General features: G+C 63.2%; 17 protein-coding genes and 1 tRNA gene. 9 read left to right on the plus strand and 9 right to left on the minus strand.

All coding sequences use genetic code 11. From position 1 onward, the window contains the following. Positions 1-185 precede the first annotated feature (185 nt). The 3 genes from metF to OQE56_RS11870 all read left to right on the plus strand — a co-directional run bounded on the left by metF (position 186) and on the right by OQE56_RS11870 (position 2640). Entirely contained in the window at positions 186-1013 is an 828-nt protein-coding gene (metF, locus tag OQE56_RS11860) for a methylenetetrahydrofolate reductase [NAD(P)H] (RefSeq protein ID WP_267224557.1), read from the plus strand. Positions 1014-1041: 28 nt separating this feature from the next. After that, positions 1042-1614, plus strand: coding sequence for a DUF4124 domain-containing protein (locus OQE56_RS11865; RefSeq protein WP_267224560.1), 573 nt, complete (start codon positions 1042-1044; stop codon positions 1612-1614). 108 nt (positions 1615-1722) lie between these two features. After that, on the plus strand, positions 1723-2640 hold the full coding sequence (locus tag OQE56_RS11870; RefSeq protein WP_267224562.1) for a branched-chain amino acid transaminase: 918 nt from the start codon (positions 1723-1725) through the stop codon (positions 2638-2640). A gap of 58 nt (positions 2641-2698) precedes the next feature. Here the strand turns inward: OQE56_RS11870 and OQE56_RS11875 are convergent, their stop codons facing one another. The 8 genes from OQE56_RS11875 to OQE56_RS11910 all read right to left on the minus strand — a co-directional run bounded on the left by OQE56_RS11875 (position 2699) and on the right by OQE56_RS11910 (position 8453). Further along, entirely contained in the window at positions 2699-3982 is a 1284-nt protein-coding gene (locus OQE56_RS11875) for a sensor histidine kinase (RefSeq protein ID WP_267224564.1), read from the minus strand. Next, positions 3966-4652 carry a response regulator transcription factor gene (locus tag OQE56_RS11880; protein WP_046972192.1) on the minus strand — a complete coding sequence of 229 codons (687 nt, stop codon included), beginning with the start codon at positions 4650-4652 and terminating at the stop codon, positions 3966-3968. The genes OQE56_RS11875 and OQE56_RS11880 overlap by 17 nt, the downstream gene beginning before the upstream one ends. 301 nt (positions 4653-4953) lie before the next feature. Then, a complete protein-coding gene (locus tag OQE56_RS11885; protein WP_267224566.1) occupies positions 4954-5442 on the minus strand; it encodes a hypothetical protein in 489 nt (162 codons plus the stop codon). Between the two features lie 212 nt (positions 5443-5654). Beyond that, positions 5655-6158 carry a hypothetical protein gene (locus OQE56_RS11890; RefSeq protein ID WP_267224567.1) on the minus strand — a complete coding sequence of 168 codons (504 nt, stop codon included), beginning with the start codon at positions 6156-6158 and terminating at the stop codon, positions 5655-5657. A gap of 216 nt (positions 6159-6374) precedes the next feature. Next, entirely contained in the window at positions 6375-6872 is a 498-nt protein-coding gene (locus OQE56_RS11895) for a hypothetical protein (protein ID WP_267224568.1), read from the minus strand. A 98-nt stretch (positions 6873-6970) separates the two neighbouring features. Then, positions 6971-7888: a 30S ribosomal protein S6--L-glutamate ligase gene (gene rimK, locus OQE56_RS11900; RefSeq protein ID WP_267224569.1), complete on the minus strand. Its 918-nt coding sequence runs from the start codon at positions 7886-7888 to the stop codon at positions 6971-6973. Further along, positions 7885-8340: an ATP-dependent zinc protease family protein gene (locus tag OQE56_RS11905; RefSeq protein ID WP_267224570.1), complete on the minus strand. Its 456-nt coding sequence runs from the start codon at positions 8338-8340 to the stop codon at positions 7885-7887. Before OQE56_RS11905 ends, rimK begins: the two co-directional genes overlap by 4 nt. Positions 8341-8379: 39 nt before the next feature. Next, positions 8380-8453: transfer RNA gene (locus OQE56_RS11910), tRNA-Gly, on the minus strand. A 230-nt stretch (positions 8454-8683) separates the two neighbouring features. On the opposite strand from OQE56_RS11910, the gene OQE56_RS11915 reads away from it, so the two are divergent. The 5 genes from OQE56_RS11915 to OQE56_RS11935 all read left to right on the plus strand — a co-directional run bounded on the left by OQE56_RS11915 (position 8684) and on the right by OQE56_RS11935 (position 15036). Beyond that, positions 8684-11029 (plus strand): DUF6600 domain-containing protein, encoded by a 2346-nt coding sequence (locus tag OQE56_RS11915; protein WP_267224571.1) that lies wholly within the window; start codon positions 8684-8686, stop codon positions 11027-11029. 98 nt (positions 11030-11127) lie between these two features. Beyond that, positions 11128-11328, plus strand: coding sequence for a sulfur carrier protein ThiS (thiS, locus tag OQE56_RS11920; RefSeq protein WP_267224572.1), 201 nt, complete (start codon positions 11128-11130; stop codon positions 11326-11328). Between the two features lie 63 nt (positions 11329-11391). Beyond that, positions 11392-12192 carry a thiazole synthase gene (locus tag OQE56_RS11925; protein WP_267224573.1) on the plus strand — a complete coding sequence of 267 codons (801 nt, stop codon included), beginning with the start codon at positions 11392-11394 and terminating at the stop codon, positions 12190-12192. A 4-nt stretch (positions 12193-12196) separates the two neighbouring features. Continuing rightward, positions 12197-12922 carry a tRNA (guanosine(46)-N7)-methyltransferase TrmB gene (gene trmB, locus OQE56_RS11930; protein ID WP_267224574.1) on the plus strand — a complete coding sequence of 242 codons (726 nt, stop codon included), beginning with the start codon at positions 12197-12199 and terminating at the stop codon, positions 12920-12922. Positions 12923-13218: 296 nt separating this feature from the next. After that, entirely contained in the window at positions 13219-15036 is a 1818-nt protein-coding gene (locus OQE56_RS11935; RefSeq protein ID WP_267224806.1) for an SLC13 family permease, read from the plus strand. A gap of 6 nt (positions 15037-15042) precedes the next feature. Here OQE56_RS11935 and OQE56_RS11940 read toward each other — a convergent pair whose 3' ends face one another. Further along, positions 15043-15387, minus strand: a complete 345-nt coding sequence (locus OQE56_RS11940; RefSeq protein WP_267224575.1) for a Rieske (2Fe-2S) protein — start codon at positions 15385-15387, stop codon at positions 15043-15045. Positions 15388-15467: 80 nt separating this feature from the next. Here OQE56_RS11940 and OQE56_RS11945 point away from each other — a divergent pair, with 80 nt between their 5' ends. Next, positions 15468-15740, plus strand: a complete 273-nt coding sequence (locus OQE56_RS11945; RefSeq protein ID WP_267224576.1) for a hypothetical protein — start codon at positions 15468-15470, stop codon at positions 15738-15740. The last annotated feature ends 2 nt before the right edge of the window (positions 15741-15742 follow it).

Raw genomic sequence — 15742 nt, forward strand, 5'->3', positions numbered from 1 at the left:
ACTAAACGCCAAAAGTTTGGTGGGCACTCCGGAAAACACGATTGATCTATATCAATGGCAACCGGGCGCGGTTTGTCGCAGGTCAAGACTGAGACGGTGTCCTGGGCAGGGGTGGCGTCTAGATATCTCTATATCGCGAAAAAGAGATATATACTGTCCTCATCGCTAACTCAGGGACCGTTGAGATGCCGTCCATCAGCTTCGAGTTCTTTCCGCCCAAGACCGACGAGCAGCGCGCGCAGCTCGACCAAGCGGCGACCCAGCTCAAGTCGCTGTCGCCCGAATATGTGTCAGTCACTTTCGGCGCGGGCGGTTCCACGCTCAGCTATACCGGCGAAACGGTTCACCACCTGCATACCAGGCATGGGCTCAATGTGGCGCCCCACCTGTCGTGCGTGGGCGGCACGAGGGCCGAGCTGGCCGAGCTGCTGGATAGCTATCGGGCCGCTGGCTATCGGCGCATCGTGGCGCTGCGCGGTGATCTCCCTTCAGGTATGGCAACGCCCGGCGACTTCCGCTATGCGGCCGAGCTGGTTCGCTTTATCCGTGAACATTCGGGCGACCACTTCCATATCGAAGTCGCCGCTTACCCGGAAACCCATCCGCAAGCCGACGACGCTCTGGCCGATCTGCGTCATTTCAAGGCCAAGGTGGATGCGGGCGCCAATGGCGCCATCACCCAGTACTTCTTCAACGCGGATGCGTACTTTCGTTTCGTAGACGATGCGCAACGCCTGGGTGTGAATGTGCCGATCGTGCCCGGCATCATGCCGATCTCGAATTTTTCTCAGCTCAAGCGCTTCTCCGATGGGTGCGGCGCCGAGATCCCGCGCTGGATCGTCAAGCGCATGCAGGCCCATGGTGACGACGCCGCGGCTATCCGCCAGCTGGGTGCTGATGTGGTGGCGCAGCTTTGCCGCCGATTGCTGGACGGCGGCGCGCCTGGCCTGCATTTCTATACGTTGAACCGCGCCAAGGCGACTCGGGCGATACTCGACCGGCTGCACGGTTAAGTATCACGGGCGAGCGTAAGCTCGCCTCATGATTCAACGATTCGCCCTGCTGCTGATACTGCTTCTCTGTTCCGCGAGCGCCCTGGCTCAGGATGGTATTCATCGTTGCGTCGGCCCCGATGGCAATCCGCTGTTTACCGATCAACCCTGCGCGGCGCTGCAAGCCACCCCAGTAGCCGCCCCCAGCGAACCGTCGCCAAACCTGCAGACGCCAACGGTGACGGAGCCGCCTCCGGTGTTGTGCGCATCGAGCGTCGCGGAACTTCGCCAGAGTGTGTTGGACGCCTTTGCCAGCCGTAACCCCAATCGGCTCGCGGGCCTGATGCTTTGGGGTGGCTACGGGCATGACGCGGTGGTGGCTGATATCCGCTCCATGAGCGCCCTGATGCGACAGACCCTGCTGGACGTTGGGGAAGATACCGGCGACCCGCCCTCGGCTTCTTCGTCCCCGGGCGACGCAGGAACCCCACCGCCCCGCGCCACCGCCAACCCGCGCATCGTGGTACGAACCGTCGCCGACGACGGCAGCGGCGCTGCCCGCGAAACCCATTTCAACGTCGTGCGGCGGTCCGGCTGCCTCTGGCTGCGCAACTCAGGCTGACACCCCATTCGCCTCCCGGCGAGCGACGCGCTACGCCGTGAAAGTCGGTGAGGCCGGTCCAGCGCCTGCCGGGTTATCATGACGCGATTTTGTCCCCGGAGAATCGATATGGCGCAGCAGTACCCCGACTGGATCTGGCAGAACGGAGCCATCAAGCCCTGGCAGGAAGCAACGACCCACGTGATGGCGCATGCGCTGCACTATGGTTCGTCGGTTTTCGAGGGTATTCGCAGCTACGCCACTCCTGATGGAGCAGCGATCTTCCGCCTGACGGACCACCTGAAGCGTCTGTATCAGTCTGCCAAAATTTACGATATGGCCGTGCCGTACACGCAGGACGAGCTTGCCGCCGCATGCCGCGAAGTGGTGCGCCGCAATGGTCTCACCGCCGCTTATCTGCGACCGGTGGCTTATCGCGGTCTCGGTGGCTTCGGCCTTTCCGCGGAAACCCCGATCGATGTCGCCGTGGCCGCATGGCCGATGGGTCCGTACCTCGGCCCCGAAGCACTGGAAAACGGCATCGAAGCGTGTGTTTCGAGCTGGCAGCGTTTCGCGCCCAACACCATTCCCGCCGGCGCCAAAGCGGGCGGCAACTATCTTTCCGGTCAGCTGATCGCCCGCGAAGCGCGCCGCCTGGGTTTTGGCGAGGGCATCGCCATGGCCTCCAGCGGTTTGCTCAGCGAGGGCGCAGGCGAGAACCTGTTCCTGGTATTCGATGGTGTGCTGCACACGACGCCGGCCAGCGCTTCCATCCTTACCGGCATCACGCGCGACACGATCAAGACGCTGGCCCGTGAAGACGGCATTGAAGTGGTTGAGCGCGACATTCCGCGCGAGTACCTCTATCTGTGCGATGAGCTGCTGATGTGCGGCACGGCGGCGGAAATCACGCCAATCCGTGCGGTTGACGGCAAGAAGATCGGCAGCGGCAAGGCTGGCCGTGTCACGCGCCGCCTGCAGGAACTGTTCTTCGGTCTGTTCAACGGCAAGACCAACGACCAGTGGGGCTGGCTGGAGCCGCTCTGAGCGCAGAAACAAAAAGACAGCGGGGCTCAGGCCCCGCTGTCCGTTTTACGAAGTCACTTCAGGCGAAGACGATGCTGGCGATCGCGCCATTGGTATCGGAACGCGGACGCATCGACACCTCCCAGCCATAGAGTTCGCAGAGTCGGCGAACGATGGCCAGACCCAGGCCGGCGCCGCTGCCACCCGCACCCTCGCCACGCACGCCACGCTGGAACAAACGTTCCGCATCTTCCGGCTTGATGCCCGGCCCGGTATCGATGATGTCGATGCGCTTGTCGCTCACCTCCACCGTCACCGTGCCTTCGAGCGTGTACTTGATGGCGTTGCCAATGAGGTTGGTCAACGCCACCGACAAGACCGAGGCAGGCGCATTCACGCTCACCGGCTGCCTGACCAGCAGTTCGATGCCCAGCGGCTTGTCGCGCATCTGGGGACGCTGGCTCTCGATGACGTCAGACGCCACCTTCGCCACTTCCGTGGTCTCGCCACGCGTGGGGCCGCGACGCTCCGCACGGGACAGCAACAGCAGCGCTTCGATCAGCTCCGTCGCCTGACGCGAGGCGCGCTCGATGCGCTTCAGGCGCTCGCGCAACTTGTCAGTGAGATCGGGCGACCCCTGCAGCAATTCGGTGGTGCTGGAAATCACGGCCAGCGGCGTGCGCAGCTCGTGGCTCACGTCGGAGTTGAATTCGCGGTCACGCTCCACCATCGCGGTGAGCCGCTGCGAATACTCATCCAACGCCAACGCCAGCTCGCCCACTTCGTCGTCGGCAAAATGCGGAGCCAGCGGTTCGGCTTTGCCGTTCTTGCGGAAATCGCGCAGGCGTCGCGCCAGATCGCTTACCGGCTTGAGCACCTTGCGCGAAAGCCACAGGCCCAGCACCAAGGACAGCAACCCGAACAGGAACACCGCGCCGATCACGCTGATCAGCAGCTGCTGCTTGCCTAGTTCTTCGCGCGACACGTCGTAGCGCAGGAAGCTGATGATGCCGTTCTCACGAAACACCGCCAGCTTGTAGTGATGCCGCTGGCCTTCCTGATCGGTTTCGTAGATGTCGTGCACCCCATTGTCCAGGTTCTGCCAGGACAACGGTGCCTTGTAGAGCGTGCGATCGCTCAGCACGGTGCCGGTGAGCAAGCGGGATCCGCTCGGCGCACCGGGGTGATCGTGTGCCTGTTGATTGGCCCAGCGTGCGTCATCCATCAGGCTGGCGTTGACCAGCTGATCTTCCACTCTGCTGCGGATGTTGAGGGCCGCAAATGCAAACAACGCGCTGAGGCCGAAACCGAACAGCGCGAAGGAGACGACCAGGCGATACCTGAGCTTACGCCTGGACTGCATCCGGTTCGACCATCCGATATCCAATGCCGTGCCGCGTGTGGATCAGCGGCTTGTCGAACGGCTTATCGATCGCGGCGCGCAAACCATGGATGTGCACGCGCAGCGAATCGCTGTCCGGCAGCTCTTCGCCCCACACGCGCTGTTCCAGATCCTGTCGCGTCACCACCGACGGGCTCGCCTCCATCAGCGCCTGCAACAGTTTCAGGCCGATGGGGTTGAGCTGGATCGACTTACCTTCGCGGGTCACGGTGAGCGTGTCGAGGTTGTAGGTGAGATCGCCCACCTTGAGCACGCGGCTCTGGGGCCCCTTGCCACGTCGGGCCAGCACTTCCAGGCGTGCCGCCAGCTCCTGCAGCGCGAAGGGCTTGGTCATGTAATCGTCCGCGCCCGACTCAAAGCCCGTGAGCTTCTGCTCCAACGCATCGCGCGCCGTCAGCATCAGGATGGGCGTCTGCTTGTGGGCCTCGTGCCGCAGCTTGCGCGCGACATCCAGGCCATCCATGCCCGGGAGGGTCAGGTCCAGCACGATCACGTCGAAGTCATGCACCACCGCCAGATGCAGGCCGGTCACGCCATCGCCGGCAAAATCGACCACATGGCCGCGGTCTTCCAGATAATCGCCGATGTTGGTCGCGATATCGCTGTTGTCTTCGATCACCAGTACGCGCATGCGTCCTCCATACGCAGCCGGCATAGGGGCCGGCCGTGGCGGCAAGCTTAACAAGCTGCGCCGGGGAAAGGGGCTCCCGGCGAGCACAAAGCTGAACGGGATGCACGATGGGCAAGAAAAAAGCCCAGGCAGCCCGACTTAGCGTCGCTTTGCCTGGGCCCAAGCTACTGCCCCGATACCGAAATCTGCTGTCACCATACCTTGCGGGAAGTGCCAAGCAAATTGCAGTGGAGCCTTTATAGGGGCGCCGCGGTTACACGGTGGTTAACCGGTACTCACTTCGGCGTTAATCCCTGAGCTCTCAATTTCCAGGGCCCCTGCCGTTCTGAACCTGTTGCTTGCTACGCAGGAAATCCTGCGCCTGACCGCTGTCTTCGGTGAGCTGGCGCTGCGTACGGCATACCGTCTTGGGAATATTGGATCCCATCGGCTTGACCTGCTCGCAAATTTCACGGTCTGCGTCATGGCGAGTCAGAATCGCGTTGACTTCGGATTGGTTGTTGTAGAGCTCAACCTTGGTCGCCTGATCCATCGCATCGACGGTGCCAAACCTGTCGTAGAGCGACTGCATATTGCTCAGGTCGCGATTGACCGTCGCCTGCTGGTTCTTGTCCACGGAATCGAACCGCCCACCCGGCGCCATTTGCTGGCGAACGTGATCGGCCACAGCGGCGAACTGATCCTTGGTATCAGCCTTGACGTCAGGCTTGGCTTCCTTTGCAACGACGGTAGCCACCTGCAACACCATCGCCATCGCTGCCAACAACGGCAGCCAGCGCTTGCACTTCATCCCTTGCCTCCCAACCTGCTGCATCCCCCCACGGGACGCGCCCTGCAGGAACGCCCGATCCTAGGCGCAACCCGTTTCGAGGTCAAAAATGCCAATCGGACCCATCGACCTTCTGCAGGCAACGGCGCCCTTGCGGCGCCGGCTAATGGGATTCTGCATCAAGCAACCAACCATGGCGGCCACCGCATCAACAGCGGCGGCCGCCTCGTCACTTATTCCTTGCCGGGAATCTTCGACTTTCCTACCCCCTGAACTCTCACCGAGTGGTCCTCGAGGTAATCTTTGGTTTGGTCCTCTTCCGCATTGATTTGACGCTGAGTGCGGCACATCGTCTTGGAAATATTGGACCCCATCGGCTTGACCTGCTCGCAGACTTCACGATCACCATCATGGTGAGTCAGGATCGCGTTGACTTCCGACTGGTTGTTGTAGAGCTCAACCTTCGTCGTCTGGTCCATCGCATCGACGGTGCCGAATCTGTCGAATAGCGACTGCATAGTGCTCAGGTCGCGATTGACCGTTACCTGCTGATTCTTGTCGACGGATTCAAACCGCCCACCCGGTACCATCTGCTGGCGAACGTGATCCGCCACTGCGGTGAACTGATCTTTGGTATCGGCCTTGACGTCAGGCGCGGCTTCCTTTGCAACGACGGTCGCCACCTGCGACACCATCAACATCGCTGCCAATAACGGCAGCCAGCGTTTGCACTTCATCCTTATGCCTCCCAGCCTGCTGCATCCCCCCTCGGGATGCTCCCTGCAGGAGCGCCCGATGCTAGGCTCAAGGATTTTCGCGGTCAAAATGCCATTCGGACTATTCGACCTTCTGCACGCGGCGGCACCCTTGCGGTGCCAGTTGATGAAATTCCGTTTCAAGTAACCGAATAACGGCGGCCACCGCATCAACTGCAGTGGCCGCCTCTTAACTCATTACCCGCCCTTCTCTTTCGATCCCACACCCTGAACTCTCGTCGAGTGGTTCTCGAGAAATGCCTTGGATTGGTCGGCTTCCATGTTGATCTGACGCTGAGTGCGGCACACGGTCTTGGGAATGTTGGTCCCCATCGGCTTGACCTGCTCGCAGACTTCACGATCACCATCATTGTGGGTCAGGATCGCGTTGACTTCGGACTGGTTGTTGTAGAGCTCAACCTTCGTCGTCTGGTCCATCGCATCGACGGTACCGAATCGGTCGTAGAGCGACTGCATCGTGCTCAAGTCGCGATTGACCGTCGCCTGCTGTTTCTTATCGACCGATTCAAACCGCCCGCCTGGCGCCATCTGCTCGCGAACGTGATCGGCCACAACGGCGAATTCGTCCTTGGTATCAGCCTTGACGTCAGGCTTGGCTTCCTTCGCAACGACGGTCGCCACTTGCGACACCATCAACATCGCTGCCAACAACGGCAGCCAGTGCTTGCTCTTCATCCTTGCCTCCCAACCTGCTGCATCCCCCCTCGGGATACACCTTGCAGGAACGCCGGATGCTAGGCACAAGACGTTTCGGGGTCAAAATGCCAAACGGCCTAATTGGTCTTCTGCGCGCGGCCACGCACCGGCGCTGCGGGTTGGCGAGATTCCGTTTCCAGTAACCGAATAATGGCCGCCGCCACATCCACGCCAGTGGCTGCCTCGATACCCTCAAGGCCCGGCGATGCATTGACCTCGAGAATCAACGGACCGCGCCTGGAGCGCAGCATGTCCACGCCGGCGACGCCGAGCCCAAGAGCCGAGGCCGCCTGCACTGCAATACGGCGCTCCTCGGCGCTGAGTGTGGCGGCCTGAGCCGTGCCACCGCGATGCAGATTGGCGCGAAATTCGCCCGGGCTGGCATCCCGCTGCATGGCCGCGACAACCTTCTTGCCCACCACGAAACAACGAAGGTCGCTGCCCTTGGCTTCGGCGATGAACTCCTGCACCAGAAAGTTGGCGTAGAGGCCGCGAAACGCTTCAATCACGCTTTGCGACGCGCTTTTCTTTTCCGCCAGCACGACGCCAGTGCCCTGGCTGCCTTCATTGAGTTTGATCACATGCGGCGGATCGCCAAGCATGCCCAGCACGTCAGCGGTGTCGTCCGGATTGTCACCGAACACCGTCGCAGGCATATCCAGCCCCTTGGCGGCGAGCATCTGCAGACAACGCAGCTTGTCGCGAGCACGCAGTACCGCATCGGAGGAGTTGGGCGTGTACACACCCATCATTTCCAGCTGACGCAGCACCGCCGTGCCATAGAACGTACTGGTGACACCGATGCGTGGAATCACCGCGTCGATGCCCTTGATGGCCTTGCCCTTGTAACGCAACGACATGTTGCCGGGCGCGATGCGGACATAGCAGCGCAGCGGGTCAAGCACGCGCACCACATGGCCGCGATCACGGGCCACGTCGACCAGACGCTGCGTCGAGTAGAGCCGGGTGTTGCGCGAAAGAATAGCGATCTTCATGAAACACCCATGTTGCCCGCCATCACCGGACGGGGCTGTGAATAGGAAAGCGCGGGATCCACAGCGAACCGCCCCTGCAGCGCCGTGCGGCCCAATAGCATAGGAAACAGCATGTGGCGCCGATCGGTCAGATTGATGTCGACCTCAAAACGATCACCCGCCAGACATACCTCAGTACGTATGAACCACCGCATGGTGCGACGGCCACCCGTATCCGTCACCGCTCGCCGATCAAGCGCCCGTGACTCGCAAACCACGGCCACGCGATGGCGGCCGCCCACGTTCACGGCGAAGCGCAACCAGGTTTCACCATCGCGTTCGAAGTGCTCCAGCGCGTCCACGTGCAGCGAACTGCTGCGCGCGCCAGTGTCGAGTTTGGCCTTGAGTAACGGAATACCGAGCGTCGGCAACGCCAGCCGTTCCCGCCAGCCGAGGGTGATCACATCCGCCATAGTGCTGGGTTACGTGAAAAAGCTCGGTGGGGTGGGGAGTGGAGCGGGTGAAGGGAATCGAACCCTCGTCAGTAGCTTGGGAAGCTACAGCTCTACCATTGAGCTACACCCGCAACGCCCGGCGATGGTAACCCGGGATTGCCGGATTTTGGAACCCAACACCGGTTAAACCATACATGGCGGCCGGCTGAATCACGCTCGCGTTCAAGCACCGCGGGTTATTGCAGGCGCCGGATCCCTCATCCGCATAATGGGCCGTCGGCGCCGATGCCTCATGAAGCGTTTTTACGGATGACGACAGCGTTTCGCGCGACGGCCACCGCGCCCTGCTCCGGAGAATCCGATGCGTGTGCTTTCTGCCTCCCTACTGTCGCCGCGCGTCCGGCGATGGATGGCGGCCGCCCTGTTTATCTGCGCCACCGGCATCACACAGGCGCAAACCCAGCCACCACCTGACGATAGCGGTGCGGGCGACCCACCCTCGCGCGCCGCGCGCCTGTCTTACCGCACCGGTGACGTGGGCCTGCTGCCCGCCGGCGAGAAGAACTGGGGGGATGCCAGCCTCAACCGGCCGCTGACCACCGGCGATCGCCTGTCGACCGGCGACGGGGCGCGGGCTGAACTGGAAATCGGCGGCGGCACCCTGCGCATCGCTGACGATTCCGACTTCGGCTTCCTGACCCTCAACGACCAGATGGCCCAGGTCGAGGTCACCAAGGGCACGTTGAATCTGTCCGTGCGTGGACTGGCCGAAGGCCAGAGCTACGAGATCGACACGCCCAACGTGGCGCTGGTAGTGGATCAACCCGGCACCTACCGCGTCGACATCAGCGATGACGGCAAGTCGACGCGCGTTATCGATATCAATGGCCGTGCCACGGTGTATGGCGAAGGCGGCGCCCAGCGCCAGCTAGCCGCGGGGCGCAGCTATGAGTTCCCCGACTCGTCACTCAACAACGTGACGGTCAGTGACACCGATGGCGGCGACGACTTCGACGCGTGGTGCAATAGCCGCGACCAACGTTATGAACGCCCGGTTTCGCGGCAATACGTCTCCGACGAGGTCGTGGGTTATCAGGACCTCGATCAGTACGGCAGCTGGCAAAGTGACCCGGATTACGGCCAGGTCTGGTACCCGGCGAACGTAGCGGTGGACTGGGCCCCGTACCGCAACGGCCATTGGGCCTACGTTGGCCCCTGGGGCTGGACCTGGGTGGACGATTCCCCGTGGGGCTTCGCGCCTTATCACTACGGCCGTTGGGCCCACGTACGGGATCGCTGGTGCTGGGTGCCGGGTCCTGTCGCCGTGCGTCCGGTGTATGCACCGGCCCTGGTGGCCTTCGTGGGTGGCGCCGGCTTCAACGTGTCGGTGGGCATCGGCCGGGGGCCGGTCGGCTGGTTCCCGCTTGGCCCGCGCGAGGTTTACAACCCGTGGTATCGCGCCAGCCGCAACTACTACACCAACGTCAACGTCACCAACATCTACGTGCACAACGACCGCAACGTGGTGATCAACAACATCAACAACCAGTACAACTACTTCCGCGCGGGCCGGCCGGTGCCGAATGAGCGCTGGGCCAACCGTGAGGTGCCGCACGCCTTTACCGCAATGTCGGGCCAGGATTTCGCGGCCGCCCGCAACGCGCAGCGGCACATGGTGTCAGTCGATCCGCAACGGTTTGCCGCTGCCCCGGTGATGCCGCGAGGCATCGACATGCAGCCGTCGCGCACCAGTTTTGCCCCGCCGCGCGCCGCGTCCGCCCGCGCCCTGCCCGCTGGCGGATTCCAGCGCGAAGTCGTCGCTCGCACGGCACCGGCTGCAGCGTTTGCCAACCGCAATCCCAACCCGGCCGGCATGCCGCGGGCGGCGCAAGCGCAGGCGCCGGCCAACGTGCGCATGCTGAATGGTTCGGGCCCTGCTATGCGCACGGCCTCTCCGGAACGGCAGGCTGGTGCTCCGGCGATGCAGCAAGCGCCGTCGATGCGCAATGGCGCCCCCGCAGAAGCGCAGCGCCCTTACGTGCGTTCGGAGAACCAACAGCCTGCCATGCGACCGGGCGAACTGCCCTCCGCCCGTTTTGCGCGTCCGTATGCCGAGCCCCAGCAGCGTCCGGCCCCCAACAACAACCAGCCACGACCGGGCGTGAGCTACATCCCCAATGCCGAATCTGATCGGGCACGGGGCCAGCAGCAGGGCGCACTGCCCAATGTTCCCCGCTTCGAACCGGCGCAACCGCAGCAGGCGCCGCGCCAGGCGGCGAACCAGGACAACGAGGAGCGGTTTCAGCGCGACAACGCGATGCAACGTCAGGCCGCGCAACAGCAGGAGATGCAGCAGCGGCAGGCGCAGGAACAGCAAATGCAGCAGCGCCAGGTGCAGCAACAGCAGATGCAGCAACGGCAGGAGATGCAGCAGCGCGAGGAGTCACAGCGTCAGGCTATGCAGCAGCAACAGGCCCAGCAACAGCGCCAGGAGATGCAGCAACGGCAGGCCATGCAACAGCAGGAGATGCAACAGCGCCAGGCGCAGCAACAGGAAATGCAGCAGCGCCAGGCCCAGCAGCAGCGCGGCTACGAGCCACCGCGCGGTTACCAGCCGCCGCAACCCCAGCCCCAGCAGCACCCGCAGCAGTCGGGCCACGACGACCACAAGGCACCACCGCCTCAAAAGAACGAGCAGCACAACTGAGGCCCGGCAAGGCCTCACCGCCCAAAAGGCCCGGCCATGCCGGGCCTTTTTCTGTCCGGAAACAGGGCACCGGGGCCATCAGCCGGTACAATGGGCGGATGCACATCACGCTCAATGGCAGTCCGCGCGACTGCGCCCCCGCCACGACCGTCACCCAACTGCTCGAGGAGGCCGGTTATGGCCAACGCCGCGTCGCAGTGGAAGTGAATCACGAGATTGTTCCGCGCAGCCTGCACGCCAGCCACGCGCTGACCGAAGGTGACCAGGTAGAGATAGTCCATGCGATCGGCGGCGGCTGATCGCCCCGGCATCCGCTTTCACGCGGCGCTCCATGGCGTCGCCTGCAGACTGAAGACATCACGATGAATACCAAGACGTTCGATTCCACCGATCCGCTCGTCATCGCCGGCAAGAGCTTCGGCTCGCGCCTGCTTACGGGCACAGGCAAGTACAAGGATTTCGACGAAACGCGCCGGGCCACCCAGGCCGCTGGCGCCGAGATCGTCACCCTGGCCATTCGCCGCGTAAACATCGGCCAGGACGCCAGCCAGCCCAACCTGCTCGATGCGCTGCCCCCTGACGAATTCACCCTGCTGCCTAACACCGCCGGCTGCTACAACGCCGTCGACGCGGTGCGGACCTGCAAGCTCGCGCGCGAACTGCTGGACGGCCACAAGCTGGTGAAGCTGGAAGTGCTGGGCGACCAGCGCACGCTGTTCCCCGACGTGGTGGAAACGCTCAAGGCTGCTGAAACGCTGGTGGCCGACGGTTTCGACGTGATGGTCTACACCAGCGACGATCCGATCCTGGCCAAGCGCCTGGAAGAGATCGGTTGCGTAGCGGTGATGCCGCTGGCGGCGCCGATCGGATCGGGCCTGGGCATCCAGAACCGTTACAACCTGCTTGAGATCATCGAGAACGCCAAGGTGCCGATCATCGTCGACGCCGGCGTGGGTACCGCATCGGACGCCGCCATTGCGATGGAGCTGGGCTGCGACGGCGTACTGATGAACACCGCCATCGCCGGCGCCAAAGATCCGGTGCTGATGGCCCACGCCATGAAGCTGGCTATCCAGGCCGGCCGCGCCGCGTTCAAGGCGGGCCGCATTCCGCGCAAGCGTTTCGCCTCGGCATCCAGCCCGATCGACGGCACCATCGGCTGACGTCATGAGCGACGAGCACGACAACCACGGCGAACACGAAGGCGCCGAACACCCGCATTTCATGCGCCGCATCCGCAGTTTTGTGCTGCGTGAAGGCCGCATGACGCCTGCGCAGCAGCGCGCCTTCGACGATCACTGGGCCCGCTTCGGTATCGATTACAGCGGCTCCCCGCAGCAGTTTGGCGCTCACTTCGGCCGCACAGCGCCACTGGTGCTGGAGATTGGCTTTGGCAACGGAGAGGCGTTGGCGTGGGCGAGCGAGCACGATCTCGCCCGCGACTTCATTGGCGTGGAAGTGCATGGCCCCGGCGTCGGCCGACTGATGAACGCGCTGGCGGCGCGCGACGCTGGCAATGTGCGTCTCTATAAGCACGACGCGGTGGAAGTGCTGGAGCACGAAGTTCCTCCGGGCACGCTGGCCGAGGCACGGATCTGGTTCCCCGACCCGTGGCACAAGAAGCGCCACAACAAGCGCCGCATTATCCAGCCGGCGTTCGTCGCACTGCTCGCTTCACGCATGGCGCCCAACGGACTGCTGCACCTGGCCACCGACTGGCAGCCCTACGCCGAGCACATGCTTGAGGTGATGGAGGCTGCTCCCGATTGGCGCAACTACGTCGGACCCGGCCAGTACGCGGAAAAGCCTGAGTGGCGCACCGAGACGCACTTCGAGCGGCGCGGCCTGAAGCTTGGGCACGGTGTGTGGGATCTGCTTTATCGCAAGGTGTGAGGAGCACGCTGGCCTCCTCGCGGCAACTTCAGATCGGCTAAGCAAGCTCGCTACAGGCAACCTCGCCGCGAGCACCCGCCCCTTACCCCAACCCTCTCCCCGCCGGGGAGAGGGAACTGAGCTGCGCGTTCCACAGTGTGGAAACGGTTCACCAGCCCGCGTCATGACCCGCTTATACTCCCGACTCAAACAGGGACGAGTCATCGCAGCGTGAAGCTTCCACTGCCCATTCACATCCATCGCCAGAACGCCCGGCAAGGGGACGTGCGCTAGTGGGTCTGTCGCTCACCCCCGAAATGATCCTGGTGCTCGGGCTGGTGGGCTTCACCATGCTGATGCTGGTGCTGGAGTGGATCCGCGCCGACATGGTGGCGTTGCTGGTGGTGGTGGTGATCGGCCTCACGGGCCTTATCCCCTCCGATCGCGTGTTCAACGGCTTTGCCGGTAACGCCGTCATCGCCATTATCGCGATCATGATCATGGGCGCCGGGCTGGATCGCGCTGGCGTACTCAGTCTGACCGCCAACTTCGTGATGCGCATGGCGCGTGGCGTCGAGTCGCGGCTCGGTGTGGTCATCAACCTGGTCACCAGCCTGTTCAGCGCGGTGATTCCCAGCCAGGCGCTGGCTGCATTGATGATTCCGGTCACCAGCCGACTGGCCGCACGTACCGGCGTGCCGATCTCCCGGCTGCTGTTGCCGATGGCGTTCTGCATTCTCACCGCGACCAACACCACGCTGATCGCGAATTCGCCGCTCATCGTGCTCAACGACCTGGTGGCCAGCGCCAATGCCAACCTGCCGGCGGGTGCGCACACGATTCCGAAGTTCGGACTATTCAGCGTGACGCCCGTGGGTCTCGTGCTGGCGCTGGCGGGTGTGGGCTTTTTCTACTTCTTTGGCAAGAAGCTGTTACCCGAGCGCGAAGATGAGCGCCTGAAAGTTACCCCAGGCCGCACCGAGAGCTATTTCGCGGACACCTACGGCATTGTCGGCGAAACGGCAGAACTCACCGTGACCGCGGAAAGCCCGCTGGTGGGCATGAGCATCGGCGAAGTGGAACAGCTCTACGGCGCGCCGCTGATTCTTGCCATCAAGAGTGGCAACGACGCCCGCATGGCACCGCCTGCTGATCACGTGATCTGGGTGGGCTCGGTGCTGGGTGTGCTCGGGCCGCGCGAACAATTGAGCCATTTCGCCAACAACCAGCTGTGCAAACTGTCGCCGCGCATGCGCCAGCTGGGTGAGCTGTTCAACCCGACGCGCGCGGGCATTTCCGAAGCGGTGATTCCGCCCAGCTCACGCTTCCTCAAGCAGACCGTGGGCGATCTGCGTTTGCGCAAGCGCTATGGCATTTCGGTGCTGGCGGTGAACCGCGGCGATCAGGTGTATCGCGACGACGTGCGCTCGGTGAGCCTGCGCGCGGGCGACACGCTGGTGTTGCATTCCAGCTGGCGCGATCTGGGGCTGGCCACCGAAGACAAGGACCTTGTCGTCGTCACCGACATTCCAAAGGAAGAGCAACGCCCCGGCAAAATCTGGCAGGCCGTCGGTTTCTTCCTGCTGGCCAAGTGTCTGGCGTTGTTCACCCACCTCGACCTGTCGGTGGCGATGATGACCGGCGCCATCGGCATGCTGCTGACCGGCGTGCTGAACATGGACGAGGCCTATAAGGCAATCAACTGGAAGACCATCTTCGTCACCGCCTGCCTGATTCCGCTGGGCTGGTCGATGGACGCCACCGGCGCCGCCGCATGGATCGCGCAGGTGGTGCTGCAGCACCTTGGCCACACCTCCCACTGGGTTCTGCAGCTGTCGCTTGCCGTGCTCACGCTGCTGTTCTCGCAGGTGATGTCGAATGTGGGCGCCACCGTGATGATGGTGCCCATTGCCATCAGCGTGGCCGTAGCCACCGGCGGCAACCCGTCGGCGTATGCGCTGATCGTGGCGGTGTCGTCATCCAACACCTTTCTGCTCAGCTCGGGTCATCCAGCGCTCATGATGGTGGCCGGCCCCGGTGGCTATCGCGGCAAGGATTTCCTGCGCGTTGGCCTGCCGCTTACCGGCATGGTGCTGGTGCTCACGCTGGTGGTGATCAATCTGATGTACCGCTGAGCTGCCTCAGTCGTCCAACCAGACTTCGTCCTCGGCGACCCGCACGCCCACCGCGCGCAGGTGCTCACCCCGGCAGGGGCCGCCGACGCACAGGCCGTCGCTGTCATTGAACGAGGCCCCATGGGCCGCGCAAATCAGCAGGTTGTCTTTGATGAGGAACTTGCCCGGCGCCCAGTCGAGCCGTCGACCGGCATGAGGGCAAATGTTGAGGTAGGCGCGCACCGCGTTATCGCGGCGCAGCACAATCACGCTTTCTTCGCCGTCACGCAGAACGGCATCGACGGCAATCGCGCCGCCATCGGGAATATCGTCCAGCCGGCAAAGCGCCTGGTCGGGAGTTGCTGTATCCATAGTGGCACTTGCCTCTTGGGCTCTAAGGCCCCATCGTTACGCACGTAAGTCGTTGATTTTACCACACGGATTTTTAACACATGCGTTTTTCGCTGCCCATGCCGCGTCGTTCCCGCCATCCGCTGATTCGTGCCCTGTCCCTGCTCGTGGGACTGGCCGTGGTCGGCGTGCTGATGGTGTTCGGTCTGGTCGTGGCCGGCGTGCTGCTGGTCGGCGGCACACTGGTGTTCGCGCTGCGCCACTGGTCGCGTAAGCGCGCCACGATGTCCCCGGCCGGCCGCCATGCACATCAGCCGGAAGTCATCGACGGCGAATTCGTGGTGCTGCAGCAGACGCGCCACGCCGCGCGCTGAGC

Source organism: Dyella silvae, assembly GCF_026421305.1.
GTDB classification, from domain to species: Bacteria; Pseudomonadota; Gammaproteobacteria; order Xanthomonadales; family Rhodanobacteraceae; genus Dyella; species Dyella silvae.

Excerpts from the sequence above, each read along its gene's own strand:
- OQE56_RS11935 (WP_267224806.1), top strand. The coding sequence starts at position 13,219 with ATGATCCTGGTGCTCGGGCTGGTGGGCTTCACCATGCTGATGCTGGTG.
- rimK (WP_267224569.1), bottom strand. The coding sequence starts at position 7,888 with ATGAAGATCGCTATTCTTTCGCGCAACACCCGGCTCTACTCGACGCAG.
- OQE56_RS11915 (WP_267224571.1), top strand. The coding sequence starts at position 8,684 with ATGCGTGTGCTTTCTGCCTCCCTACTGTCGCCGCGCGTCCGGCGATGG.
- trmB (WP_267224574.1), top strand. The coding sequence starts at position 12,197 with ATGAGCGACGAGCACGACAACCACGGCGAACACGAAGGCGCCGAACAC.
- OQE56_RS11905 (WP_267224570.1), bottom strand. The coding sequence starts at position 8,340 with ATGGCGGATGTGATCACCCTCGGCTGGCGGGAACGGCTGGCGTTGCCG.
- OQE56_RS11940 (WP_267224575.1), bottom strand. The coding sequence starts at position 15,387 with ATGGATACAGCAACTCCCGACCAGGCGCTTTGCCGGCTGGACGATATT.
- OQE56_RS11925 (WP_267224573.1), top strand. The coding sequence starts at position 11,392 with ATGAATACCAAGACGTTCGATTCCACCGATCCGCTCGTCATCGCCGGC.
- OQE56_RS11870 (WP_267224562.1), top strand. The coding sequence starts at position 1,723 with ATGGCGCAGCAGTACCCCGACTGGATCTGGCAGAACGGAGCCATCAAG.
- OQE56_RS11875 (WP_267224564.1), bottom strand. The coding sequence starts at position 3,982 with ATGCAGTCCAGGCGTAAGCTCAGGTATCGCCTGGTCGTCTCCTTCGCG.
- OQE56_RS11895 (WP_267224568.1), bottom strand. The coding sequence starts at position 6,872 with ATGAAGAGCAAGCACTGGCTGCCGTTGTTGGCAGCGATGTTGATGGTG.
- metF (WP_267224557.1), top strand. The coding sequence starts at position 186 with ATGCCGTCCATCAGCTTCGAGTTCTTTCCGCCCAAGACCGACGAGCAG.
- thiS (WP_267224572.1), top strand. The coding sequence starts at position 11,128 with ATGCACATCACGCTCAATGGCAGTCCGCGCGACTGCGCCCCCGCCACG.
- OQE56_RS11885 (WP_267224566.1), bottom strand. The coding sequence starts at position 5,442 with ATGAAGTGCAAGCGCTGGCTGCCGTTGTTGGCAGCGATGGCGATGGTG.
- OQE56_RS11890 (WP_267224567.1), bottom strand. The coding sequence starts at position 6,158 with ATGAAGTGCAAACGCTGGCTGCCGTTATTGGCAGCGATGTTGATGGTG.
- OQE56_RS11945 (WP_267224576.1), top strand. The coding sequence starts at position 15,468 with ATGCGTTTTTCGCTGCCCATGCCGCGTCGTTCCCGCCATCCGCTGATT.
- OQE56_RS11880 (WP_046972192.1), bottom strand. The coding sequence starts at position 4,652 with ATGCGCGTACTGGTGATCGAAGACAACAGCGATATCGCGACCAACATC.
- OQE56_RS11865 (WP_267224560.1), top strand. The coding sequence starts at position 1,042 with ATGATTCAACGATTCGCCCTGCTGCTGATACTGCTTCTCTGTTCCGCG.